Source organism: Verticiella alkaliphila (assembly GCF_018904615.1).
GTDB lineage: Bacteria > Pseudomonadota > Gammaproteobacteria > Burkholderiales > Burkholderiaceae_B > Verticiella > Verticiella alkaliphila.
This window is the reverse complement of the sequence record NZ_JADCNH010000002.1, coordinates 216,692-239,389: the sequence shown is the minus strand read 5'-3', so window position 1 is coordinate 239,389 and position 22,698 is coordinate 216,692. Positions and strand designations below refer to the sequence as shown.

Below are 22,698 nucleotides of genomic sequence, written 5' to 3'. Positions count from 1 at the left end.
AGGCGGATGTTCGCCTCACGGGCCACGGACTCCGCGCGTCCATGCTTTCCTTGACCAGCGCGTTGGCATCGATGCTGGCATCGACCGAGCTCAGGCTGTTGGACGTGAGCAGACGCTGGATCTCCGGCGTCTTCACGGCTGCCGCCGTCGCCGCCCGCAGCTTGTCGGCCACGTCCTGGGGCGTGCCCTCCGGGACCGCCACCACGTACCATTGCGGCAGCTCGAAGTTGGACAGCCCGGCTTCGCGCAGGGTGGGCACTTCCGGCGACGCCTCGGCCCGCTGCGCAGTCGTGACGGCGTAGGCGGTCAGCTTGCCGCTGCGAACGTGCTCGTAGACAGACGACACACCGAGGAAGGCGAGCGGCACCACACCGCCCATCACGTCCACCACAGCTTGGCCACCGCCTTTGTAGGGCACGTGCACCATGTCCGCGCCCATGGCCTGGTTGAGCATCTCGCCGGCAATGTGCTGACCCGTGCCAATGCCTGAACTCGCATACGCGAACTTGCCGGGATTCGCCTTGATGGCGGCGCTGAGCGCGGCGAAGTCCTTGGGCCCGCTGGCTGGCCCCACGAGCACGACGGCCCCCTGCGCGATTGGCGCCACGGCGGTGAGCCCGGCGCCTACCTTGGGCACGTGCGGCGCGTGCAGGATAGGCCCGGCCGCCGTGACGAGGGTGTAGCCATCCGGACGGGCTCGCGCCACCGCCGCCAGCGCGATGCCACCGGCACCGCCTGGCTTGTTCTCGACGACGACGCTCTGGTTCAGCTCCTTGCCGACCTGCTGGGCCAGCGCGCGCGTGATGACGTCCACCGAGCCGCCGGGTGTGAACCCCACGACCCAGGTGATCGGCTGCTCGGAAGGCCACGGGCTTGCAGCCCAGCCTGCAGCAGGAATGCTCGTGACGAGCATGGCGAAGGACGCAAGGACGACTCGTGCTGCATGACGCATGGTGGACCTCTCAGAAGGTGGTGCACAGAAACGCCGCCGAGACGGCAGAAGACCCTGCCGCACGCGTTGCTCAGCGCTTGCCGAAGGCATCGCTGCTCGCGCCCGGGACGGTGTTGGGGTAGCGCTGGAAGCTGTCGTTCATTCGCTTGACGATGCGCAGCATCGGGCCCATCACCCAGGTGTTGAAGACGAGAACGTCCGTCTCTTCCTTCGGATCACGGGTGGTGTTGAAGAGGTAAGGCGACTCGAGCTTGCCCTTGCCTTCGTTGACTTCGGGCTCCCAGTAGAAGTGCAGCTTCCAGTCGCGCCACTTCACTGCGCGCAACTCGTTCTTGATGTAGAAGGGAAAGCCCTCTCGCGCCGATTTCTCCTGCAGGCCCGTCAGGAAATCCCACTGATCCACGCCATCGATGGGACGGTCCGCAGGCACGGCGGCACCGGCCACGCGCGCCAGCGTCGAGAAGACATCGGTGACGTGCACGATCTCGTTGCTGACCTGCGCGGATGGGATGCGGCCTGGCCAGCGCGCGATGAACGGCACGCGCAGGCTGCCTTCCATGGCGGTGTGGTAGGTGCCGCGCCAGGGGCCCGCGGTGCCGCGGTACGGGCTGCGAAACTCGGGTCCGTTGTCGCTGCAGAAGATGAAGAGCGTGTTCTCGGCAATGCCCAGGGCATCGATCTCGTCGAGCACCTGCCCCACGCGGTGGTCCATCTCCATCATCGAGTCGGCAAACTCGCCGTGATCCGACGCGCCCTCAAAATCCGGGTGCGGCAACGTCGGAAAGTGCAGATGCACAAGCGGCAGATACAGGAAGAACGGGCGCTCGGCCGCATGGTGCCGCCGCATGAACGTCCTGGAGCGCTCCACCAGGTCGGCGTCGATGTGCCGCCGCGTATCGAGGTCGTAGACCTTGACGTTCCTCGAGGGCTCGCCGGCGCGCCCCTCCATGATGTAGGGAATGTCCGCCGCCTCGGGATCAAACCCCACGGACGACGTGAACTGGCTCTCGTCCGTCGTGCGCGGTATGCCATACCATTCGTCAAAGCCACGGTCCGACGGATACCGCCCTTCCACGTCGCCCAGATGCCATTTGCCGTAATGCGCGGTGGCATAACCCTGGGCCGAGCACAGCTGGGCCAGTGTCACTTCGCCCGGTGTGAGGCCTTGCGGCAGGCCGGGTGGCACGGACTGCAGGCAACCCGTGCGAATCGGATGACGCCCTGTCATCAACGCGGACCGGGTTGGCACACAGTCGCTTTCCACATTAAAGTTCTGCAGCAGAAAGCCGCTTTTTGCCAGCGCGTCGATGCGCGGCGTCGGCGCACCCCGCAAGGCACCACCGCCATAGCAACCCAGCTCGCCCCAGCCTAGATTGTCGGCAACGATGAGCACGATGTTCGGCTTGGTGGTCATGCCTCGGGTCCCCTTCTGATGTCGATCAGTGCAGTGTATGGACTTGCCTGCGGCACAACTTTCCGTAAGTGCACGTTCGCCATTACTTTCAGTCATGAACCTGACGCTGCGAGACATCGAGTACTTCGTCGCCATGGTCGAGCACGGCAGCTTCGCGCGCGCCGCGTCAGCGCTGGGCGTGACGCAGCCGGCGCTGTCCAAGGCGCTCAAGCGGGTCGAGGCCGACACGGGCCTTGCGCTGTTTCATCGCGACAGTCGCCCGCTGCAACTCACCTCCGCGGGCCTGACCTTCCTGCAGCACGCCAAACGTCTGAACGCCGAATACGCAGGTGCCGTGCGCAATGTCACGGAACTGCGCACCGGCAACGCGGGGTTGCTGCGCATCGGCGCCACCGGGGCCACACGGGATACGCTGGTGCTGCCCACCCTGGCGGACATGTTCCCGCACCGCCCCGCGATGCGCGTGCAGCTGCATGTGGATTTGTCGGACTCGCTGGTGCGGCGCGTGGAGGAAGGCACGCTGGATCTGGCCGTCGTGCCGACGTACGCAGCCGTCGATCAACTGAGTCATGTGCCCTTGGGCGTCGATGAGCTGCACATCGTGACGAGTGCGCCGGGTCTGTCCGATCGTGGCACACCCGTGCCCGTGGACGAACTTGGCCGCCATCGATGGATTCTCCCCACGCCATCATCGCGCGCCCGCGTGCTGCTGGACGCGGGCTTCGCGCACATCGGCATGCCGCGGCCCGACGCCGCCCTGGAGCTCGACTTCATCTCGCACGGCGCGATGGAACTCGCCGCCGCCAACGGCTTTCTGATCGCCATTCCCGGCGATAGCTTGAGGCGCGCCAGCGAGCTCGGCCTTCGTCCGATCCGGCTGGATCCGCGCATGCAGGTACAGTTGCGCCGCAGCCGATCACTCGTCGGCCGGGACATGGCGACGTGGTCGCCGCTGATGCACGAATTCGCCCAGCGTCTGCAGCAGGATCACGGCTGATGCCCAAGCCGGCCAAGCGCCGCGGCAGTGCCTCTCTGCCCTGAGTCATGCCGATTCAGATCAACGCGTCCCACGCCGCTAGACGCGGGTCGCGTCTCGGCACCCCGAACCACGGCGCTGGGCACGTCAAAGCGCTGCACCTGCGGCGCGACATCCGCGCAGGGGGGCCATGCCGCCATGCGACAGACGCCAGCGCGGCGCGTCTGCTGCCACAGCGCTCACTCGGCCACCAGGCCCAGGCGCTCGATCAGGGGCTGCCACACCTTGGTATCCCGCTGCGACCAGACCTGCGCATCGCCGGCTTTCGCGTCCACGAGCGTGAGGTTCATGTTCTGCATGCGCGCGCGATAAGCCTCGTCGCCATTGCACGCGCGGGTGGCGGCAGCGACGCGCTCCAGGATGGCGGGCGACGTGCCGGCCTTGGCCACCACCGCGATCCATGAGGGCCGCGACAGGTCCGCGGCCGCGGACAGCGCCTCGGCCAATGTCGGCACATCCGGCAGCAGCGTCGAGCGCTCCTGGCCGAAAAGCGCCAGCGCCGTCAGCTTGCCGGATTTCACGTGCGGCACTGCCGTGCCGAGCACGAGCGTCATCGCCTGGATCTGATCGCCGATCAGCGCCGTGACGCCGGCGGATTCGCCAACGAACGGCACGTGCGTGGCGGGCACCCCGATGCGCTCCATCAGCGCCGTCGTGAGCAGATGGGCAGGGCTGCCGTTGCCTGGCGAACCGAAGTCGAGGCCGCCGGCCTGCGCCTTGCCAACCGTGGCGAGATCGTCGAGCTTGGTCACGCCCAGTGCCGTGGGGACGGTGAGCACCAGCGGCGAGGTTGCGATCACGCCGGCATCAGCGAAGTCCTTGGCGGGGTCGTACGGCGCCTGCCGATATACGTAGGGCGTGATCGTCATCTGCGACATGCCGACGGTCATGAGCGTATAGCCATCGGCGGGCTGACCCTTGAGTTGGTTCACCGCCAGCACGCCATTGGCCCCTGGGCGGTTCTGCACGACGATCGGCTGGCCAAGCTCGCGCGAGGCGCATTCCGACCACGAGCGGGTCATGGCATCCGAGCCGCTACCCGGAGGCTGCTGCGCGATCATCTGGATCGGCCGGTCCGGATAGGACTGGGCATGCGCCGTCGCGACGGCAAGCAACAGCGCGGCGCACACGGGCGCACGACGAAAAAGCGGATTCACCATAGTCTCCAGAGATGGGAAGAGTCGGCAGACACGCGCACGACGGCGCGTTTAGCCTGCCTGCGTGGGCGGCAGATCCGCTCCGCATTGACTGACGAGAAGCTCGGCCAGACAGTCGAGTTGCGACTGCGGCGCACCCGGATCCCCCGGGAACAAGGCCAGCAGGCCCAGCCCGCGCAGCGTCGACAGCACGGTGGCCACCACTGCGTCGCGCCGCGTCTCGGGCAGCGCGTGCAATTCCGGGAGCGCCGCAAGAAAGTCGCTGCGCATCTTGTCGTTCAGGACGCGTCGCTGCTCGGCCACCTCGGCGAGTACCTCGGGCTGGCCGCGGCTGCTGAGATAGATGTGCCAGGCGGCGATGAACCGTGGCTGCGCGTAGAGCCGCTCCCAGAGTGCCTGCAAGAAGAACCGCGCGCGCGACGGCAGCGCCGAGTCCGCCGGCGGTAAGCGGTGCGCCTCCCACGCGTCCGACGCGAGCAGCGACTCGAGCACGCGCATCATGAGCGCTGCCTTCGATTCGAAGTGGTGTTGCACCGCGCCCGAGCTCAAGCCTGCCCGACGCGCAAGCTGATGGATGGACATGTCTTCCAGGCCGCCAGACTCGATCACGTCGATGGCGGTGGCGATCAGCCGGCCACGGGTCGCGGCGCTGCGCTCGGCGTGGCTGCGCCGGGGCTGGCGGCTTGGGGTCGGGTTAGTCAGGGTCATCACCCATGCAATGCAATATGGATTACGAGCATAATGTAAATGAAAGTGGCCGCTTTGCCCTTTCGCGTAAACCCGAAGCCGCGCGTCGTTCACATCAGGGACAATGCCGCAGACACCCGCTGGAGACCGCCATGTCCACCCTCGTCCCGCCACCTGACTTCCCGTTGCGGCCCGCCCTCATCGACGCGCTGCAGACGCGCTTCGCGGCGAACTGCTCCACCGCGCTGGCCGTGCGCGCGCAACATGGCCGCGACGAATCCGTCTTCGACGTGCCACCGCCCGGCGCGGTCGTGTTCGCGGAAAGTACGCAGGACGTGGTGGATGCGGTGCGGCTGGCCGGCGAACACGGCGTGCCCGTGATTCCCTACGGCGCAGGCTCGTCCATCGAGGGCCACCTCCTGGCTGTACAGGGCGGCATCAGCATCGACGTCTCGCGCATGAATCGCGTGCTGTCGATCCAGGGGGACGACCTCGTGGCCACTGTGCAGCCGGGCGTCACCCGCAAGCAACTGAACGAGGAACTGCGCGACACGGGGCTCTTCTTCCCCATCGATCCGGGCGCCGATGCCTCGCTGGGCGGCATGGCCGCCACGCGCGCCTCCGGGACCAATGCCGTGCGCTACGGCACCATGCGCGAGAACGTGCTGGCGCTCGAGGTGGTCACTGCACAGGGCGATGTCATCCGCACCGGCACACAAGCCAGGAAGAGCAGTGCAGGCTATGACCTCACACGACTTTTCGTGGGGAGCGAAGGCACCCTGGGCGTCATGACCGAGGTCACCGTGCGGCTCTATCCGCTGCCCGAGGCCGTGTCGGCGGCGATCTGCTTCTTTCCGGACCTGGACGCGGCGGTGCAGACGGTGATCCAGACCATCCAGCTCGGCGTGCCCATCGCCCGCGTGGAGCTCCTGGACGGCAACACCGTGCGCATGGTGAACGCCCACGCCAAGCTCACGCTGCGCGAAGAGCCGATGCTGCTGATGGAATTCCATGGTTCGCCGGCCAGCGTGCAGGAGCAGGCCGAGACCGTGCAGGCGCTCGCCAGCGAGGCCGGCGGCAATGACTTCTCCTGGGCCACCACGCCCGAAGACCGCACGCGGCTCTGGACGGCGCGTCACAACGCCTTCTTTGCCGCCCTGCAGTCACGCCCCGGCTGCCGGGCCGTCACGACCGACACGTGCGTGCCGATCTCGCGCCTGGCCGACAGCGTGCGCGCGGCCGTGGACGACGCCAATGCCAGCGGCATCCCCTACTTCCTGGTGGGCCACGTGGGCGACGGCAACTTCCACATGGGCTATCTCATCGATCCCGAATCGCCCGACGAGCGCGAGCGCGCTGAGCGCCTGAGCCACGACCTCGTGGCGCGCACGCTCGCCGTGGGCGGCACCTGCACAGGCGAGCACGGCATCGGGCTGCACAAGATGGATTTCCTGGTCGAGGAGACCGGCGAAGGCGCGGTGGACCTGATGCGCGCCGTCAAGCGGGCGCTGGATCCGCGCGGCCTGATGAACCCAGGCAAGATCTTCCGGATGCGGTGAGAGCGCTCTCACCGCCCAGATGTAAAAAAGCCCGCAGATGCGGGCTTTCGACCGTGCGACGGGTGTTCAACGCGCCTGAGTGAGCCGTGTCAGAAGATCACGCGCCCGGTTGTGAAGATGCTGGCTGTTGACGGCCTCCGCGCCGCCCGGCGCGTCCGACACATCCTCGCTGCGCAGCTGGATCTCCTGATACGTGGCCTTCCAGCTCTCGAGCGTGCCGGCGGGCAACGACGGTTGGTCCAGCGCCGTTTCCATCTCGAAGATCATCTGGCGCAGTTGCTGCTGGTCCTGAACAAAGGTTTCCATGTGGCCTCCTGAGCGTAGGTCATCAGGCTTCAGAGTATCACCCACCCTGCGCCGCGGCGACACGATCGGCAACGGACCATGACCAGACCCGACGATTCGTCACGAAGTCATGTTCAGAAGCAGCTGCGCTCCACGACACGCCGTCCCACGTTGAACACGATCTGCGTGGCCGGATCTGCCATGAAGCTTGCATAACGTCGCTGCGGGCAGAACCATTCGAACGACTTCTTGTTGCACTCGAGAATGTCAGCCTGCCGGTCCACCCCGTCGATCCTGACCGGATAGCTTCGGTGAATGGAAGACTCGCAGACGAACCCGATCCGCTCCGCGGCGCGCCGCGCGTCATCCAGCGTGCGGCCTTCCGCGTTCATGCGCGTGACGTCCCGGTCGTGCCGAGTCTCCGAGACCCGGGTGATGTAGCAGCCAGAGAGGGTGGACAGCATCAGAGTAGCGACGAGGAGGCCAGCGACGCGCATGCAGGGACATCCTTCGGAGCAAAACGCCGGAGTATAGAAAGGATGCGTTCATCGGTCGATGGACGGTGTCAGGTCTGGCAGCCGCTTTACAATCGCCGACAGATGAACCGGGGAGGCACGCGTGTCGATCACTTTTGAATGGGCAAGAATGGAATCCATGACGCCCAGGCAGATCTACGACATCCTCGGCGCCCGCGAGGCCGTGTTCGTGGTCGAACAGGCATGTCCCTATCAGGAGATCGACGGCGCCGACTTTGCCTCATGGCACCTGTCGGTGCGGTCCGATGGCGAGCTCGCGGGCTATGCCCGCGTCGTGGCGCCCGGCGTGAAGTATGACGATCCGTCCATTGGACGGGTGATGACAGTCGAGACATTCCGCGCGTTGAAGATCGGCCGTCAACTGATGGCAGAAGCCATCCGGTTCACCGCAGCCACCTATCCTGGCCGGAACATCAGGATCGGCGCGCAGGCGCGGCTCCAGGCTTTCTATGAATCGCTGGGCTTCGAGCGCACCAGCGAGATCTACAGCGAAGATGGAATTCCGCACATCGAGATGACGCGGTGCGCGGCTAGCGGATAAGACGCTGCGGTTCCTGATGCCCATATGGCGGACGCCGGAAACGAAACAAGGACCCGAAGGTCCTTGTTTGCGCGAATTCTTTGGGGTGGCTGATGGGACTCGAACCCACGACAACTGGAATCACAATCCAGGACTCTACCAACTGAGCTACAGCCACCACTGGTGCCGAACGGCGTGCAAGACGAGCGCCTTGCAGGAAAGAAAATGATTATACACAAAATGCGGCGCTTGCAAAGCGCCGCGCCGCGCTTCGAAGGCCGGGCACAACGCCCGGCCTTCCCCTGACCTGCCTTAGGGCTTCAGGTGCTCGGTCAGGAAGCGCTCCATGGCGTGATAGAACTCGAAGCGGTTCTCCTCGTTGTGGAAACCGTGCCCTTCGTTGTCCTTGACCATGTATTCAACCTCCACGCCGCGTTTGCGCAGCGCCTCCACGATCTGGTCGCTCTCCGCCTTGTTCACGCGCGGATCGCGCGCGCCTTGGGCGATGAACAACGGCGTGCGGATCTTGTCCGCATGCAGCGCGGGCGACGTGGCCGTGAGACGCTCCTTGTCACGCTCCGGATCGCCCACCATCTCGCGCATCTGCTTGAGCATGGGCTCCCAGTACGGCGGGATGGTGTTCATGAAGGTGAAGAGGTTGGATACGCCCACGTAGTCCACGGCCGCCGCGTACAGATCCGGCGTGAAGGCCACGCCCGCCAGCGTGGCGTAGCCGCCATAGCTCGCGCCGTAGATGCCGATGCGCTTGGGATCGGCAATGCCCTGCTCCACCAGCCAGTTCACGCCATCGGTGATGTCGTCCTGCATCGTGAGGCCCCACTGGCCGAAGCCCGCCTCCCAGAACTTGCGGCCGTAGCCGGTGGAGCCCCGGAAGTTGACCTGCAGCACGCAGAAGCCGCGATTGGCGAGGAACTGCACCTCGGGATTGAAGCCCCAGCTGTCGCGCGCCCACGGCCCGCCGTGCGGGTTGACGATGCACGCGAGATTCTTGGGATCGCGGCCACGCGGCAGCGTCAGGTAGCCATGGATCGTCAGGCCATCGCGCGAGGTGTACTCGATGGGCCGCATCTCGGCCATGTCGCTCTCAGCCAGCGCCGGGTTGATCTGTGCGAGTTCGGTCAGCACGTCCTGCTTGGCACCATACAGATAGCGGCGGCCCGGCGTGCGGTCGTTGTGCGCGGCCACGATGAAGGTGTCCTCGTCGCGGTTCCAGCTCTGCACGTCTACCTCGTAGCCGGGCAGGTGCTGCTGCAGGCGCGCGAAGAGCTGCTCGGTTTCCTTGTCGAAGTACTTGCGCTCGGTCTTGGCTGGCTCATACGTCGCCACCGTGAGCACCTTGCGCTTGCGCGAGTAGCCCACGCCGCCCAGATCCACCTGGGGCGGCTCGAAGATGAGTTCTTCGGCATCCGGGTTCTTGGGATCCACCACCACCAGCGAGAGGCGATCGCGGCCGCGATTGCTCAGCGTGTAGAGCTTCTTGTCGTCGAACGTGAAGAAGGCAGGCGACACCGACGTGCGGTAGTCGGTGCGCACGATGGGCTTGAACTCGGCCTCTTCCGTGTCGCGGTACAGCAGCACGGTTTCCAGGCCGTCGGTGGCCATGGCCAGGCGCAAACGGCCTTGGTGATCCGTGCCCCAGCCGACAATGTTGCCGGGGTTCTGTGCCACGAGCTTCTGCTCGCCCGTGCGCACGTTCACGCGGAACACGTCGAACACCGTGGCATCACGTTGATTGTGGCTGATCAGCACGTGATCGGGGTCGTCCGGCAGATCGTCCTCGATGCTGGCGCGCACGTTCTCGTAGGGCGTGAGATCCGTGATCTTGCCGGACGCCGCATCCACGGCCACCACATGGAAATTCTCGTCGCCACCGAAGTCCTTGGCGAAGAGGATGGTGTCGGAGCCCTTCCAGAAGTAGTTGCCGATATCGCGATCGGTCTCTGCCGTCAGACGGCGCGGCTCGCCCGTCGGGCGGCCATCGGCCAGCGGCTGCACGAACACATTCATGCGCGGCGGGCTGCCGTCCACGGCAGCGGGCATCATGAAGCCCAGCGTCTTGCCGTCGTCGGACAGGCGAAAGTACCCCTTCTCGGGATTGCGGAAGAAATCTTCCAGTGGCTGCCGCTTGGGCAGCACCGGGGCGCTGGCAGCAGCGGGCGGGATCGCGCAGCAGGCGAAGAGCGAAAACATGGCGAGCATGGAACGAAGCACGTGGGGCCCTCAGCGAATGGGGCCACGGCCGACGCGCCTATGCAGGCGTCGCGACCATGGCCGGTTGCAGCAGTGTCGTTCGTCGCCGGCCACGATGGGCCATGCGTACGACGAACAGGCCGAGCTTACACTGCCACCTCGGGGCAACCCGTGTCGATTCGTGCCAGGCACGCCTTCAGGCTGACACGCGGCTCACAACGTGATGGTCTTGTAGATTGGCGAGGGGCGACACCACGTGCTCTTGTACTCCGTGTCCATGCGACCCAGCGAGAAGCGAAGATCGCGTCCCTCTGCTTCTGCCATCTCCCAGGCCTGAACGAGGTTCAGCCAGACCAGCACGGAACCCAATGACAAGTCTGGGTAGCGCGGATCGACGCCGCCGTTGATGCATTCAGCGGACAGCCAGCCGGGGCTGCGGGCCATCAGCACGAAATCGTAGGCGACAGGCTCCCCATGGAGCCAAAGCACTTGACCGAACAACAGATGGCGCAGCTGCGTCAGCAGATCGATCATGGCCTGACGATCCCCCGGCGCCTTGCCCCAGCGGCTGCGGTGCAGGTTCTCGTAGAGGTTCGCCAACGTGCTGGCATCGTGGTCCTGGACCTGCGTCACCGTGCCGCCGGCCTCCAGGAAGGCCCGCACCGCCTGCCGACGCTTGCGCTTGGTCTTGGCGGAGAAGCCGCTTTCGCTCATGTCCTTGGCCAACGCCAGTTGACGCCGGTCACGCTGCACGGGTCGCAGGTTGGTGAAGAGACCGCGGTTCAAGGCCGACACATGCGAACTCTTCAGCGTGAGGATGTTGGCCCGTGCACCGGCAGCGCTGGACACTGGCAGCACGATCTCGGGTGCGCCAAGATCGAAATGCGCCTGCACCACGTCGCGCAAGACGCGCTCGTCGCCCGCCAGACGATTGCCCCATCGACAGACAGCCCCGACCAGCTCTCCATTCTTGCCTTTCAACCCGAGATAACGAGGCCTGAGCGGCATGCGCGCATGCAGGAGATCCAGCACGTCAGGGTGCGTGATCACACTGCCACCGAACCGCTCATAGCAACGTCGATACTCCACTGCGGAAATGACGCGCCAACCGCGCGTCCTCATGACCAACTCTCTCCAACAAAATCGCAACATGCGTCCTGCCACTCCCTTCGGATCTTCCACACCGACGCCGGGCAAGCCCGTCGCGCCTGGTCGGCAGGACCGTTAGGATCTCGTTATCAGGTCGTCCTGCCGATGCTGCACACTCGATCTTGGCTCGTGCACGAACACACTGTCGAGCTGGCAGCGCGGGCAGGATCATACCCTCAACGTTGAGAATGTGGCAGGTTTCTATGTACCCACCTATCAGAACTGCCAGTACGCGGGCACCCAGGCATAGGCGTGATCGAGCTTCAACATGCGGCCGAGGCCCGGAAACGGGTAGTGAAAGCCCAGCACCAGCATGCGTTCGGCGGCTGCGCGATCGAAGATGCGTTCACGCGACGCCTGCGCGGTCTCCTTGTCTCGATCGGGACCGGGGATCCATGCGTTGTCGATATTGACGACAGGGTGATAGGCGAGATCTGCGGTGAGCAGCAATTGCGCGTCTCCCGAATGGACCAGGAAAGTGGCCATGCCAGGCGTGTGCCCTGCCGCGATCAGCGTCGTGAGACCCGGCACGATCTCATCGCCGGCGTCGTAGCGTTCAATCGAGGCCGCATACGGTTCGACACTGCGCTTGATGGCGGCGCCGAACCGGCGACGAAAATCTTCCGGCACCGGCATGTAGGACAGATCCGGCTCGTTCTGCACGAAGAAATCCCAATCTGCTCGAGGCGCGAACACCGTGGCGCGCGGGAAGGCCTTGCCCCCATCCGCTGCGCGCAGATTGCCGACGTGATCTGGGTGCGTGTGCGAGATCACGATCACATCGATGTCTTCCGGGCGCAGGCCCAGCGCGGCCAGATTGGCGAAGATCCTGCCGCCATGCGGCCCCATGGTCTGGCCAGCGCCGGCTTCGAGCAGGATGCGGCGACCGCCCATCTCGAGCAGCAGGACGTTCAGGTTGAGTGTGAGGTGATCGGTGGGCAGGAACGCCTGACGCAAGGCTTCGCCCAGCTCGAGCTCACCAGCATCGCTCGCATAGATGGCCGGCGGGCCGCCGATCAGGCCGTCGCTCACCACCGTGGCCGTGATGTCGCCGAGCTGAAAGCGATACGTTGCAGCATTGCCTGCGGCGAAGGGCGCCGCCGGCGTTGCTGCTTGCGCGAGCGCCGGGCGCGTGAAGCCCGGTCCCAGCGCGAGTCCGGCAGCGCCCGCCACGGCAGAGAGCATGACGGCGCGACGGTGACGAGACAAAGGCGGATGAAACGACATGGCAGTCTCCTGAGCGAAAGCAGTTTGGAGATGACGCGCGGCTTGTGACAACCGGGCGCGTCGAAGGCCTTCACTGTGGCAGCCTCTCGTCGCGCTGATAAGATACCCAATCCTGCACGCACTGGTTAGTAAAGCTACGCAATGACGACCACCCGTCTCGACAGCCTGGCGATCTTTGCCGATATCGTGCGCTGCGGCGGTTTTCGCGCAGCGGCTGCCGAACGCCGCGTGTCGTCGTCGGCGTTGAGCCAGAGCATGAATGCGCTCGAGGCCGCCCTCGGCATCCGCCTCCTCAATCGCACCACGCGCAGCGTGGCCCCCACCGAGGCGGGCGGGCGCCTGCTGGAGCGTCTGGCGCCCGCGCTGCGAGATATCCAGCTCGCCGTGGACGAACTCGATCAATTGCGCGCGAGCCCCGCCGGCACGATCCGCATCAACGCCCCCGGCCCCGCCGTCGATCACGTGCTCTGCCCGCTGGTGTTCGACTTCATGCGCGCCTATCCCAGCGTGAAAGTCGAGATCGTGAGCGATGCGGCCATCGTGGACATCGTCGAGGAAGGCTTCGATGCGGGCGTGAGATTCGGCCAGCAGCTCGCGCGCGACATGGTCGCCGTGCCACTCGGGCCCGCGCTGCGTTATGCCATCGTGGCCGCACCGTCCTACCTGGCGGATCGAGGCCGGCCCACCACGCCGGACGAGCTCGCCGGCCATGAGGCCATCTGCCGACGGTTTCCGGGTGGCACGCGCGTGGCGTGGTCGTTCGAGAAGAACGGGCACACGGTGACCATCCTGCCGGAAGGCCGGCTCACGTTGAGCTCGGCGCATCAGGAGCTTCAGGCGGCCCTGGCCGGCCAGGGCGTGGCCCACCTCTTCGCGCCCTATGTCGACAGCGCCCTGCAGGAGGGCCGCCTCGTCGAGCTGCTGGCGGACTGGTCGGCCACCCTGCCGAGCTGGTATCTGTACTACCCGAATCGGCGTCACGCGAGCGCCGCGATGACGGCGTTCCTGGTGCATGTGCGTGGCTTCGAGTGGCCCTCTGGGGGATGACCATGCCCCACCGTCGAAAAGACTGCGCTCCTGCAGGAATACATCGGTACATTTCCCCGCATCTACGTCGCGAATCGACGCAGCTGCCCGTCGGGGACCGCGCTGTGTCGGGAGCTATCCGAACACCGGCAGCGGACCGCGCCGCCACGCGCTAGGCAGCCAGGGGCGCGTAGGCGGGATAGTCGATGTAGCCCCGCGCATCGCCGCCATAGAAGGTCGCGCGATCCGGCTGCGCGAGCGGCCAGTCGTGCTTCAGGCGGGCAACGAGATCCGGGCTGCTGATGAAGGACGCGCCGAATGCGGGCAGACAATATGAGCCGCTACCCGCTTCTTTTAAGGATCACGTGCGCCAAACGCGCACCCGCACGAGAAGGGAACGTAGCGCCTAGTCAGCATGCCTTGCGGTCTCAGATGTGGACTGGGCATTTGTTGTCAGCAAGGTATAGCCGGTCGAGGCTGAGCTCGGTAAGCCTGCTGTGGAACTCACGCGCGTCGATTAATAAATCAGCTAAGCTCTCCGGCATCTGGCCGCCTGGCGTTGGTGACGCCGCCCGCCACAGCGCATAGGTGTTGCGCGAAGCCGATGCATCGAGCCGAACCAGATTGCCGTCGCCTTATAGCTTAAACTATAATAAAACTATAAAGAGGACGACGATGTACCGCATCAACTGGTCCAGCAGGGCGAAGAAACAACTCAGGAAGGTCGACCGCCAAGCGCAAGTTTCAATCATCGACGCCGTAGGCCAACTAGTAACGTTCCCCAGCGCCAAGAACGTCATTGCCCTGACCAAGCATGAGTTCGGTTATCGCATGCGGGTCGGTAATTATCGTGTGCTGTTCGATGCAGACACCGAGGTCCGCATCATCGAAGTGCAGCAAGTCAAAAAGCGAGACGAGAACACTTATTGAAAGGAGATGCGCATGAGTGCAGCCCTGACCATTCTGGAGTCCAATGGCAAGCCGGCCTTCGTCGTATTGCCCTATGACGAGTACCTTAAACTGACGGGTGTCCCTGGTGCTACTGCGGGTCGAATTCCCGCCGATGGCTCGACCCCGCATGAGGTCATGGCCCTCCACGTAAGGAATGAGTGGAGCATGATCCGAGCTTGGCGCGAGCATCTTGGACTGACTCAGGCCGAGATGGCGCGGCGACTCGATATCCGCCAGCCCAGTTATGCAGCCATGGAGGCCGCGGACGCCAAGCCGAAGAAAGCCACGAGAGAGCGCATCGCCGCGGCAATGGGCATTACGATCGACCAGCTTTCCTAAACTCTGCGCGCGGTAATCCGTCGACATGCCTCTGCCTCGCAAAGCGAGCTTTGGCATGGCACAGGCGTGCCATGGCCTGGGCCGTCGAGATGCCCTACACTCGACCGGCCCACATTCTCCAGGAACTCACGATGACTGCGCCCAACGATACGGATCGCGACGTGTCGAGCAACGCCATCTCCGACGCAGACCTCGAGGGTGTGTCGGGCGGCACGCTCACGGCTGCTGATCAAGCCCGCCTCGATCAGCTGAACGAGCAGTTTTTCCAAACGGTCGACCAGCACGCCCAGCAGGTGCGACAGATCGGCGACAGTCTCAAGAGCGTCATCAACAAGCGGAACAACCCTTTCGGTTGAACGGCAGGGCCGCGCCGCGCTCGGTAAGGCGTGTCAACGGGGCACGCCATCACAGCAGATGATGGATCGCCGGCAATGCGTGGCCTGCCCAGAGGGAGTCGAACCCCCGACCGTCCGCTTAGAAGGCGGATGCTCTATCCAACTGAGCTATGGGCAGGCTGCCTGGCGCAGGCGCGCCAGAGGCCGGAGTTTACCACCGGGGCGCCCTTGCTCCTGCGGGGGTTTCGGGCGGCACGCATGCAAAAAGGGAACGCGCGAGGCGTTCCCTTTTTGCATCAACCAGGGCCGCGACGAAGTCGCGGCCAGCAGCATCAGCGCATGCCGGTGCCGGAACCCATGCCGGTGCCCGTGCCGTACGGCGCGGTCGTGCCTTGCGGCATCGGCTGCGGGGCCGGTGCCATGCCGGGGGCGGGCATCGGCTGGGCAGCGCCCGGTGCGGGGGCCATGCCCGGTTGGTTCATGCCAGTGCCAGCATTGGGCATCGGGCGCGGCTCACCAACTTCACGGATGGTGGTCTGGCGCAGGATGGCGCCGCCCGGAACGCTGCCCTGGACTTGCACGTTGTCGCCACGCAGGGCCATGCAGCCCTCACGACGCTCCGGGGGAAGGCGATCGCAGCGCGCGGCCGCGTTGGCACGCAGCTGGGCGTCACTTTGGACGTTGTTCAGGTTGTTGCGCTGGCGTTCCTGACGCGCTGCGCCCACTTCGCGCATGCAGGTGGCACGGTCCTGGCCGCTGCGGCCGGATTCGCACGCGGCGCGTTCGGCGGCGTAGCGGTCCTGGGCAGAGGTCGAGGGCGTGGCGGCAAAGGCAGTGCCGGCACACAGGACGGCGCCGACGGCGGTCATGGCGGCATTGCGCAGGGACAGGGCGGACAGTTTCATGGAACCTCCTTTCAGCAGTATCGGAAGAAAGGACCGCCCTGAGGCGGCCAACGATACGGAACGTAGCAAAGCGCATACCCGCTCGACCACGTGAAGCTTGGCTACGCTGTTCACCCGACCAGATGCTGCCGGCGTCTGAGTTTCGCCGCGACTACTGGGTGCGCCCACAGCGGGACGCACCCGGACTTGCTTACGGCAGCGCGTAGGCCACGACGTAATCGCCGCGATCCGGCGAGTTACGCGCGCCACCCGCCGACACGATCACGTACTGCTTGCCCGTGGCGGGCACCGTGTAGCTGATCGGCGTGCCCTGGCTGCCCACCGGCAGACGGGCCTTCCAGAGCTCTTCGCCCGTACCGCTGTGATAGGCGCGCAGGTAGTAATCCTGCGTGGCGGCGATGAACACCAGCCCGCCTTGGGTCGCCAGCGTGCCCCCGATCGTGGGCATGCCCACCGGGATCGGCAGACGCATCTTGATGCCCATGGGGCCCGTATCCTGCACCGTGCCGACCGGCACCTGCCAGGCGATCTGGCGGGTCTTCAGGTCGACGGCGGTCAGGGTGCCGAAGGGCGGGGCCTGGCACGGAATGTCGAGCGGCGAGACGAAGCGCAGCTTGGCGTTGATGGCGTAAGGCGTGCCCACCAGCGGCGTGGCGGTGGTGACGTTGGCGGCTTCGCCACCGTCGCTGCGCTTGCCGCCCGCAGGCTGGTCGATCAGCTGCACTTCCAGGCCGATGCGCATGTCGTTCACGAAGAGGTACTGCCCGTTCGGATCGAGCGACAGTCCGCCCCAGTTCATGCCACCGAGCGAGCCCGGCAGGTTCAATGAGGGATCCTTGCCAGGCGGTGTGAAGAGCCCGTCGTAGCGCATGGATTTGAACTTGATGCGGCACACGAGCTGATCGAACGGCGTGGCGCCCCACATGTCGGCCTCGGTCAGGTCGGCTGCGCCGATCGTGGGCATGCCCACCGAGAAGGGCTGCGTGGGCGAATAGACTTGGTCCGGAATCTTGCCTGCCTTGACGGGACGCTCCTCGACCTGCGTGAGCGGCTTGCCCGTCTGACGATCCAGCACGAAGATCTGGCCGCCCTTGGTCCCGAAGATCAGCGCCGGCGTCGTGGAGCCATCGGGCATCGGGAAGTCGACAAAGGTCGGCTGCATGGGGATGTCGTAATCCCACAGGTCGTTGTGCACCGTCTGGTAGACCCACTTCTCCTGGCCGGTCGTGGCGTCCACGGCGAGCATCGTCGCGCCGTACTTGCGATCCAGCGCCGTGTGCTTGACGCTAAACAGATCGATCGCCGCGCTGCCCACCGGCATGAAGACGGTGTTCGACGAAGGGTCGTAGGACATCGGCGCCCAGACATTGGGCGTCGAACGCACGTAGGTCTCGCCCGGGGCAGGCGCGCTCTTGTCGTCGGGATTGCCGGGATCGAAGGCCCAGCGCAGCTCACCCGTGATCACGTCGTAGCCGCGCACCACGCCGCCCGGCATGTCGGTGCTGACGTTGTCCGCCACCCGGCCGCCCACGACCACCGTGGTGCCCGCCAGGGTCGGGGCCGACGTGAGCGAGTATTCGCCCGCATCCGCGCCCTTGCCGATGCCCTGCTTCAGATCGACCCGGCCATTGGTGCCGAAGTCGGCGCAGAAGGCGCCGGTGTCGGCGTCGAGGGCGATCAGCTCGGCCTGGATGGAGTTCATGAGAATGCGACGTTCGCACGCCGCGCCCGCAGCCACCACGACCGGCACCACGGGGGTCGAACCCGGCACGCTCGGCGCCTCGATCGTCTGCGCCGCATCGAAGTACGCCAGACCGCGGCAGCGCATCCACTTCTTCTGCTTGGCGTTGATCTCGGTCTTCCAGAGCTCCTTGCCCGTGGCTGCTTCCAGCGCGATCACGTTGTTGTGCGGCGTGCAGACGAAGACACGATCACCCACCTGCAAAGGCGTGAGCTGGTCTTCGGCGCCGTTGCCGGTCGGGCTGTCGGCGATATCGCCCGTGCGATACGTCCAGGCCACCTGCAGATCACGGACGGTATCGCGATTGATCTGGTCCAGCGCCACGAAGCGCGAGGCACCCGGCGTGTTGCCGTAGTGCGCCCAGTTTGATGCGGCATCCTTGGGCGCCGGCGTGAGCGCCGGGCCGTGATCCTGCGCGGCCACGATGGGATGCGGCTGGAACATGCCCCACACGGTATCGCCCGTGCCGACCGCCAGAATGGCTGCCACGGCCAGCGCGGGGCCGCGTGCAGGAGACAGGCCTCGCGCGCGGCGCAGCAGCGGGTACGACAGCGCCACCAGCAGCGCGATGCCAGCGAGCGTCAGCACCCGAGAGACGAGCGGCCAGAATGCCCAGCCCGAGCAGGGCCAGCCACGTCCGGCCGAGCCTGGAGACGGGCTTGTGAGGAGATTGCATGTTGGTTTCCTTGAAGCGCCAATGGGCGAGTGCCATGCGCGACAAGGAGCAGACGCGACGCCGAGGCGGCAACGGGGCCGCGGCAGAGTCGTCGGGTGCGCCATGCTGCCTGTGGGACTCCCCGCAGACAGCCGGCAAAGGGGCACTTGTCCATTGACTAGCGCCAAGATTTTAGCGGAACCGGCGATTCGACCCTAGGGATTACCCTGAAGTCGACGCGGAATAAGCAGGGAAATGATGTCACGGCGCGATAACGCGCCGTGGGCCCCCGATGGCCGTATGGGCGCCGGCAAGCCGGTCGAATCGCCCCTGCCTGCGCCCGATCAGTCCAGCGTGATGTTCGCGCTCTTGACCACTTCGGCCCAGCGCGCGCGTTCCGTCTCGAAGAACCGGGTGGTCTCGTTCGGGGTCTGGATCGCGATTTCCGCACCCTGCTCGCTCAGTTGCTTCGTCACGGTCGGATCGCGCACGATGTCGGCCAGTGCAGCCGCCAGCCGCTGCACGGCGGCATCGTCAAAGCCTGCCGGCGCCATCACGCCCTGCCACGTGCCGGACTCGAACCCCGGCACGCCCTGCTCGGCGATCGTCGGGATGTCCTGGATCTGCTGCATGCGATCCCGCTTGGAGATCGCGATGGCCTTGAGCGCACCACTGCGGATGTGCGGCAGCGTGGCGAGCAGGCCGTTCATGATGGCCTGCGTCTGGCCGCCCACGGCATCCGTGATGGCCTGCGCACCGCCCTTGTAGGGCACGTACTCCCACTTCGCGCCGGTGGCCTGCTGTACGGCCACCGCAGCCAGATGCGGCGCGCTTCCCACGGCAGGCACGGCAAAGTTCACGCTCTGCTTCTTCGAGAGCTCCACCAGCTCGGCAAGCGTATTGGCCGGCACGCTCGGATGCACCGCCAGTACGTGCGGGGAGTAAGCCAGCATGCTCACGGCGCGCAGATCCTTGGACGGGTCGAACGTGAGCTGCTTGTACACGGACGGGCTGATCGCGAGCGCGCCGACGTCGCACAGCAACACGGTATGGCCGTCGCCCCCCGACTGCACGACGAAGCCCGCGCCGAGGTTGCCGTTGGCGCCCGGCTTGTTCTCGATCACCACCGTCTGCTTGAGCGCCTCGCCCAGCCGCGGCGCGAGGATGCGGCCGATGATGTCCGAGGAGCCGCCCGGCGGGTACGGCACGACGATGCGCACCGTGCGCGCAGGCCACGCGCTTTGCGCCCACGCGGGCAGGTGGGCGGCGGCACCCAGGGCAGCGGCCCCGCCCAGGAAATGTCTACGGGAAGTCATGAAGATAGCTCCAGGTTGAGGGCGACGCTGGCCGTTGCCTGCTACACCGCGCCTCGAGTTTCGACGTAAAGGGCGTACAGCGAATGACTGCTGGCCATGAAGAGACGATTGCGCTTTTCACCGCCGAAGCACAGATTGGCGCAGCGCTCGGGCAGGCGGATGTGGCCGATGGCCTTGCCCTCCCGGTTGAAGACCATCACGCCATCGAACTCGGCCGGATCGACGCCGGGCGCACCGCTGCTGCCCCAGCCGCACCAGAGGTTGCCGTCTTCGTCGCAGGCGATGCCGTCGAGCGCACCCGGGCCGTTGGCATCGATGTGCATCCGCTTGTTGCTGAGCGAGCCGTCGTCCGCCACGTCGTAGGCCCACACGCGGCGATACGGCTGATGTCTGCCCTCGACGATATAGAGCGTCTTCTCGTCCGGCGAGAACGCGAGGCCGTTGGGGCCGGCCAGATCGTCCAGCACGCGCTCGACCGCGCCGCCTTCAGGCGCAATGCGATACACCCCATGGGGCTGTTCCGCCTTGGCCTTCTCGCCTTCCCAGTGGCCACCGATGCCAAAGGGCGGATCCGTGAACCAGATCGTGCCGTTGCTGTGGCAGATGATGTCGTTGGGCGAATTGAGCGGCTTGCCCTCGAAGCTGTCGGCCAGCACGGTGATGCTGCCGTCGTACTCCGTGCGCGTGACGCGCCGCGTCAGGTGCTCGCAGGTCAGCAGCCGGCCCTGGCGATCGCGCCCCAGGCCGTTGCTGTAGTTCGAGGGCGAACGGAACACACTCGTCTGCCCGCTGGTCTCGTCCCACCGCAGGATGCGGTTGCCCGGGATGTCCGAGAAGAGCAGATAGCGCCCATCGGCGATCCACACCGGCCCTTCCACCCACCGAAAGCCCGAGGCGAGTTGCTCCACCGAGCTGCTATAGATGCGGTAGCGGGCAAATGACGGATCCAGGATCTGCACCGAGGGATCAGGGTAGCGCTGCTGCGGGCTGAAGGGGAACGAGGGCGCGCCGGATGCGTGCGCCAGGCCCGCAGCACCGAGCATTGCAGTGGCACTGAGGAACCGACGCCGGCTGTGGCCGGGCGCGTGATCAGATGGCATGAATCTCTCCGGGAAAGGCGATGCCGACAGCTGCCGCAATCTTGTACGTCATCGTATATCTTGTGCGCTAGATTAGGGGGTTCTCCATCACATCGACATTAGGGGAAACGTGCATGTTCTGCGCAAGCTAATGCTTTAGGGCTCTACGGTCTGGCCATCTAGTTATACGACAACCTGACGCAACGTGGCAGATCGTCCGCCTGGGGAACGGCGCATCCTGGGCCCACTGCGTCCCGCGATACCATGCACCACACGACCTGTCCCGCCGCCCTCACCCCATTGCCGATCCTGCCACCCATGTCCCAGACACCCACTGCCGCTCCGTTCGACGCGTCCAACGCCTCCGCGCTGCTGCGCACCCTCTTCGATACCGCCATTGCAGCGGCGCAGCCGGATGTCCGGCTGGCTGAGCACATGCCCCATCGGCCTCGCGGACGCACTATCGTGGTCGGCGCGGGGAAGGCGTCGGCGGCGATGGCGCACGCACTCGAGACTTCGTGGGACGGCCCCCTGGAGGGATTGGTGATCGTGCCCTATGGTCACGACGTCGACTGCGCGCGCATCGAGGTCGTCCAGGCGGCGCACCCGGTGCCGGACGAGAACGGCGTACAGGCCACGCGCCGCCTGCGCGAGCGCGTCCAGGGACTGACCGAGGACGATCTCGTCATCGCCCTGATCTCCGGGGGCGGCTCCGCGCTGCTCGTGGAGCCTGCGGCCTCGCTGACGCTGGCCGACAAGCAGGCGGTCAACCAGGCGCTGCTCGCCAGCGGCGCGAGCATTACCGACATGAACTGCGTGCGGCGGCACCTCTCGGGCATCAAGGGCGGCCGCCTGGCGATCGCCTGCCACCCGGCCCGCGTCCACACGCTGCTGGTCTCGGACGTACCTGGCGACATTGCATGGGACATCGCCTCTGGTCCTACGCTCGCCGATCCGACGACGCGTGCGGACGCCCTTGCCATCTGCACGCGCTATGGCCTTACCCTGCCCGACGCGGTCCGGGCGTGGCTCGCCGGCGATGCCTGCGAATCCGTCAAACCCGACGACCCGCGGCTCGCGGGCCATACCAGCCACATCATCGTCTCGCCCCAGCGCTCGCTCGACAGCGCCGCGGCGCTCGCCCGCGCATCCGGCGTCGAGGCGCACATCCTGGGCGACGGGATCGAAGGCGAGGCGCGCGACGTGGCGAGCGTGATGGCAGGCATCACCCGGCAGGTGGCGCTCCAAGGCCAGCCCTTTGCCCGGCCCTGCGTGCTGATCTCGGGCGGTGAGACCACGGTCACCGTCAAGGGTCGCGGACGTGGCGGGCGCAACGTGGAGTTCCTCCTGGCGCTGGCGATCGCGCTGGACGGCCTGCCCGGGGTCCACGCCCTGGCCGGCGATACGGACGGCATCGATGGCATCGACGTCTACGCTGGCGCCCGCATCGACCCCACGACGCTCTCGCGGGCGGCCGCGATGGGTCTGAACCCGCGGGAGGCACTGAACGACAACGATGCCCACGGCTTCTTCGAGCGCCTGGGCGACAGCATCCGCACCGGCCCGACACGGACGAACGTGAACGACTTCCGCGCTATTCTCATTGGTTGAGCATGTC

20 protein-coding genes, 2 tRNA genes and 2 pseudogenes are annotated in these 22,698 nt (G+C 66.0%); 9 read left to right on the top strand and 15 right to left on the bottom strand.

Going from position 1 to position 22,698, the window contains the following annotated elements:
• Positions 1 to 58: 58 nt before the first annotated feature.
• Positions 59 to 913, bottom strand: a pseudogene (locus IMZ29_RS02705) (Bug family tripartite tricarboxylate transporter substrate binding protein); the annotation flags it as partial.
• A gap of 109 nt (positions 914 to 1,022) precedes the next feature.
• Positions 1,023 to 2,366, bottom strand: coding sequence for an arylsulfatase (locus tag IMZ29_RS02700; RefSeq protein WP_216180085.1), 1,344 nt, complete (start codon positions 2,364 to 2,366; stop codon positions 1,023 to 1,025).
• A gap of 37 nt (positions 2,367 to 2,403) precedes the next feature.
• Between IMZ29_RS02700 and IMZ29_RS23170 the strand changes: the two are divergent.
• Positions 2,404 to 2,637 (top strand): annotated as a pseudogene (locus IMZ29_RS23170) (helix-turn-helix domain-containing protein); the annotation flags it as partial.
• 102 nt (positions 2,638 to 2,739) lie between these two features.
• Complete coding sequence (locus tag IMZ29_RS02695) at positions 2,740 to 3,363, top strand: LysR substrate-binding domain-containing protein (RefSeq protein WP_371820089.1); 624 nt, start codon at positions 2,740 to 2,742, stop codon at positions 3,361 to 3,363.
• A 218-nt stretch (positions 3,364 to 3,581) separates the two neighbouring features.
• On the opposite strand, the gene IMZ29_RS02690 is transcribed toward IMZ29_RS02695, so the two are convergent.
• Positions 3,582 to 4,562 carry a Bug family tripartite tricarboxylate transporter substrate binding protein gene (locus IMZ29_RS02690; RefSeq protein ID WP_216180079.1) on the bottom strand — a complete coding sequence of 327 codons (981 nt, stop codon included), beginning with the start codon at positions 4,560 to 4,562 and terminating at the stop codon, positions 3,582 to 3,584.
• A gap of 48 nt (positions 4,563 to 4,610) precedes the next feature.
• On the bottom strand, positions 4,611 to 5,267 hold the full coding sequence (locus tag IMZ29_RS02685) for a TetR/AcrR family transcriptional regulator (RefSeq protein WP_216180241.1): 657 nt from the start codon (positions 5,265 to 5,267) through the stop codon (positions 4,611 to 4,613).
• Between the two features lie 131 nt (positions 5,268 to 5,398).
• On the opposite strand from IMZ29_RS02685, the gene IMZ29_RS02680 reads away from it, so the two are divergent.
• A complete protein-coding gene (locus tag IMZ29_RS02680) occupies positions 5,399 to 6,805 on the top strand; it encodes an FAD-binding oxidoreductase (RefSeq protein WP_216180076.1) in 1,407 nt (468 codons plus the stop codon).
• A gap of 66 nt (positions 6,806 to 6,871) precedes the next feature.
• Here IMZ29_RS02680 and IMZ29_RS02675 read toward each other — a convergent pair whose 3' ends face one another.
• Together IMZ29_RS02675 and IMZ29_RS02670 are read right to left on the bottom strand one after the other, a co-directional pair.
• Positions 6,872 to 7,111: a hypothetical protein gene (locus IMZ29_RS02675; RefSeq protein ID WP_216180073.1), complete on the bottom strand. Its 240-nt coding sequence runs from the start codon at positions 7,109 to 7,111 to the stop codon at positions 6,872 to 6,874.
• Positions 7,112 to 7,224: 113 nt separating this feature from the next.
• Positions 7,225 to 7,554, bottom strand: coding sequence for a hypothetical protein (locus IMZ29_RS02670; protein ID WP_216180070.1), 330 nt, complete (start codon positions 7,552 to 7,554; stop codon positions 7,225 to 7,227).
• Positions 7,555 to 7,744: 190 nt separating this feature from the next.
• Here IMZ29_RS02670 and IMZ29_RS02665 point away from each other — a divergent pair, with 190 nt between their 5' ends.
• On the top strand, positions 7,745 to 8,167 hold the full coding sequence (locus IMZ29_RS02665) for a GNAT family N-acetyltransferase (RefSeq protein ID WP_253206679.1): 423 nt from the start codon (positions 7,745 to 7,747) through the stop codon (positions 8,165 to 8,167).
• A gap of 81 nt (positions 8,168 to 8,248) precedes the next feature.
• Here IMZ29_RS02665 and IMZ29_RS02660 read toward each other — a convergent pair.
• The 4 genes from IMZ29_RS02660 to IMZ29_RS02645 all read right to left on the bottom strand — a co-directional run bounded on the left by IMZ29_RS02660 (position 8,249) and on the right by IMZ29_RS02645 (position 12,733).
• A tRNA-His gene (locus IMZ29_RS02660) sits at positions 8,249 to 8,324 on the bottom strand.
• A 134-nt stretch (positions 8,325 to 8,458) separates the two neighbouring features.
• Positions 8,459 to 10,366: a S9 family peptidase gene (locus IMZ29_RS02655; protein ID WP_216180068.1), complete on the bottom strand. Its 1,908-nt coding sequence runs from the start codon at positions 10,364 to 10,366 to the stop codon at positions 8,459 to 8,461.
• A gap of 204 nt (positions 10,367 to 10,570) precedes the next feature.
• A complete protein-coding gene (locus IMZ29_RS02650) occupies positions 10,571 to 11,479 on the bottom strand; it encodes a GNAT family N-acetyltransferase (RefSeq protein WP_216180066.1) in 909 nt (302 codons plus the stop codon).
• A 243-nt stretch (positions 11,480 to 11,722) separates the two neighbouring features.
• Complete coding sequence (locus tag IMZ29_RS02645; protein WP_216180063.1) at positions 11,723 to 12,733, bottom strand: MBL fold metallo-hydrolase; 1,011 nt, start codon at positions 12,731 to 12,733, stop codon at positions 11,723 to 11,725.
• Between the two features lie 141 nt (positions 12,734 to 12,874).
• Here IMZ29_RS02645 and IMZ29_RS02640 point away from each other — a divergent pair, with 141 nt between their 5' ends.
• The 4 genes from IMZ29_RS02640 (at position 12,875) to IMZ29_RS02625 (ending at position 15,405) form a co-directional block, all read left to right on the top strand.
• Complete coding sequence (locus IMZ29_RS02640) at positions 12,875 to 13,780, top strand: LysR family transcriptional regulator (protein ID WP_216180060.1); 906 nt, start codon at positions 12,875 to 12,877, stop codon at positions 13,778 to 13,780.
• 654 nt (positions 13,781 to 14,434) lie between these two features.
• The gene (locus IMZ29_RS02635; RefSeq protein WP_216180057.1) at positions 14,435 to 14,689 is read left to right on the top strand and encodes a type II toxin-antitoxin system RelE family toxin; all 255 of its coding nucleotides are present in this window, start codon (positions 14,435 to 14,437) and stop codon (positions 14,687 to 14,689) included.
• A 12-nt stretch (positions 14,690 to 14,701) separates the two neighbouring features.
• On the top strand, positions 14,702 to 15,049 hold the full coding sequence (locus IMZ29_RS02630) for a helix-turn-helix transcriptional regulator (RefSeq protein ID WP_253206677.1): 348 nt from the start codon (positions 14,702 to 14,704) through the stop codon (positions 15,047 to 15,049).
• Between the two features lie 131 nt (positions 15,050 to 15,180).
• Complete coding sequence (locus IMZ29_RS02625; protein WP_216180052.1) at positions 15,181 to 15,405, top strand: hypothetical protein; 225 nt, start codon at positions 15,181 to 15,183, stop codon at positions 15,403 to 15,405.
• 80 nt (positions 15,406 to 15,485) lie between these two features.
• On the opposite strand, the gene IMZ29_RS02620 is transcribed toward IMZ29_RS02625, so the two are convergent.
• The 5 genes from IMZ29_RS02620 to IMZ29_RS02600 all read right to left on the bottom strand — a co-directional run bounded on the left by IMZ29_RS02620 (position 15,486) and on the right by IMZ29_RS02600 (position 21,101).
• A tRNA-Arg gene (locus IMZ29_RS02620) sits at positions 15,486 to 15,562 on the bottom strand.
• 154 nt (positions 15,563 to 15,716) lie between these two features.
• Positions 15,717 to 16,289 carry a hypothetical protein gene (locus IMZ29_RS02615; protein ID WP_216180049.1) on the bottom strand — a complete coding sequence of 191 codons (573 nt, stop codon included), beginning with the start codon at positions 16,287 to 16,289 and terminating at the stop codon, positions 15,717 to 15,719.
• 190 nt (positions 16,290 to 16,479) lie between these two features.
• A complete protein-coding gene (locus IMZ29_RS02610) occupies positions 16,480 to 18,618 on the bottom strand; it encodes a membrane-bound PQQ-dependent dehydrogenase, glucose/quinate/shikimate family (RefSeq protein ID WP_443083790.1) in 2,139 nt (712 codons plus the stop codon).
• Positions 18,619 to 19,029: 411 nt separating this feature from the next.
• Positions 19,030 to 20,001: a Bug family tripartite tricarboxylate transporter substrate binding protein gene (locus IMZ29_RS02605; protein ID WP_216180044.1), complete on the bottom strand. Its 972-nt coding sequence runs from the start codon at positions 19,999 to 20,001 to the stop codon at positions 19,030 to 19,032.
• Positions 20,002 to 20,042: 41 nt separating this feature from the next.
• Entirely contained in the window at positions 20,043 to 21,101 is a 1,059-nt protein-coding gene (locus IMZ29_RS02600; protein ID WP_216180042.1) for an SMP-30/gluconolactonase/LRE family protein, read from the bottom strand.
• 297 nt (positions 21,102 to 21,398) lie between these two features.
• Here IMZ29_RS02600 and IMZ29_RS02595 point away from each other — a divergent pair, with 297 nt between their 5' ends.
• Complete coding sequence (locus IMZ29_RS02595; RefSeq protein WP_216180040.1) at positions 21,399 to 22,691, top strand: glycerate kinase type-2 family protein; 1,293 nt, start codon at positions 21,399 to 21,401, stop codon at positions 22,689 to 22,691.
• Positions 22,692 to 22,698 lie beyond the last annotated feature (7 nt).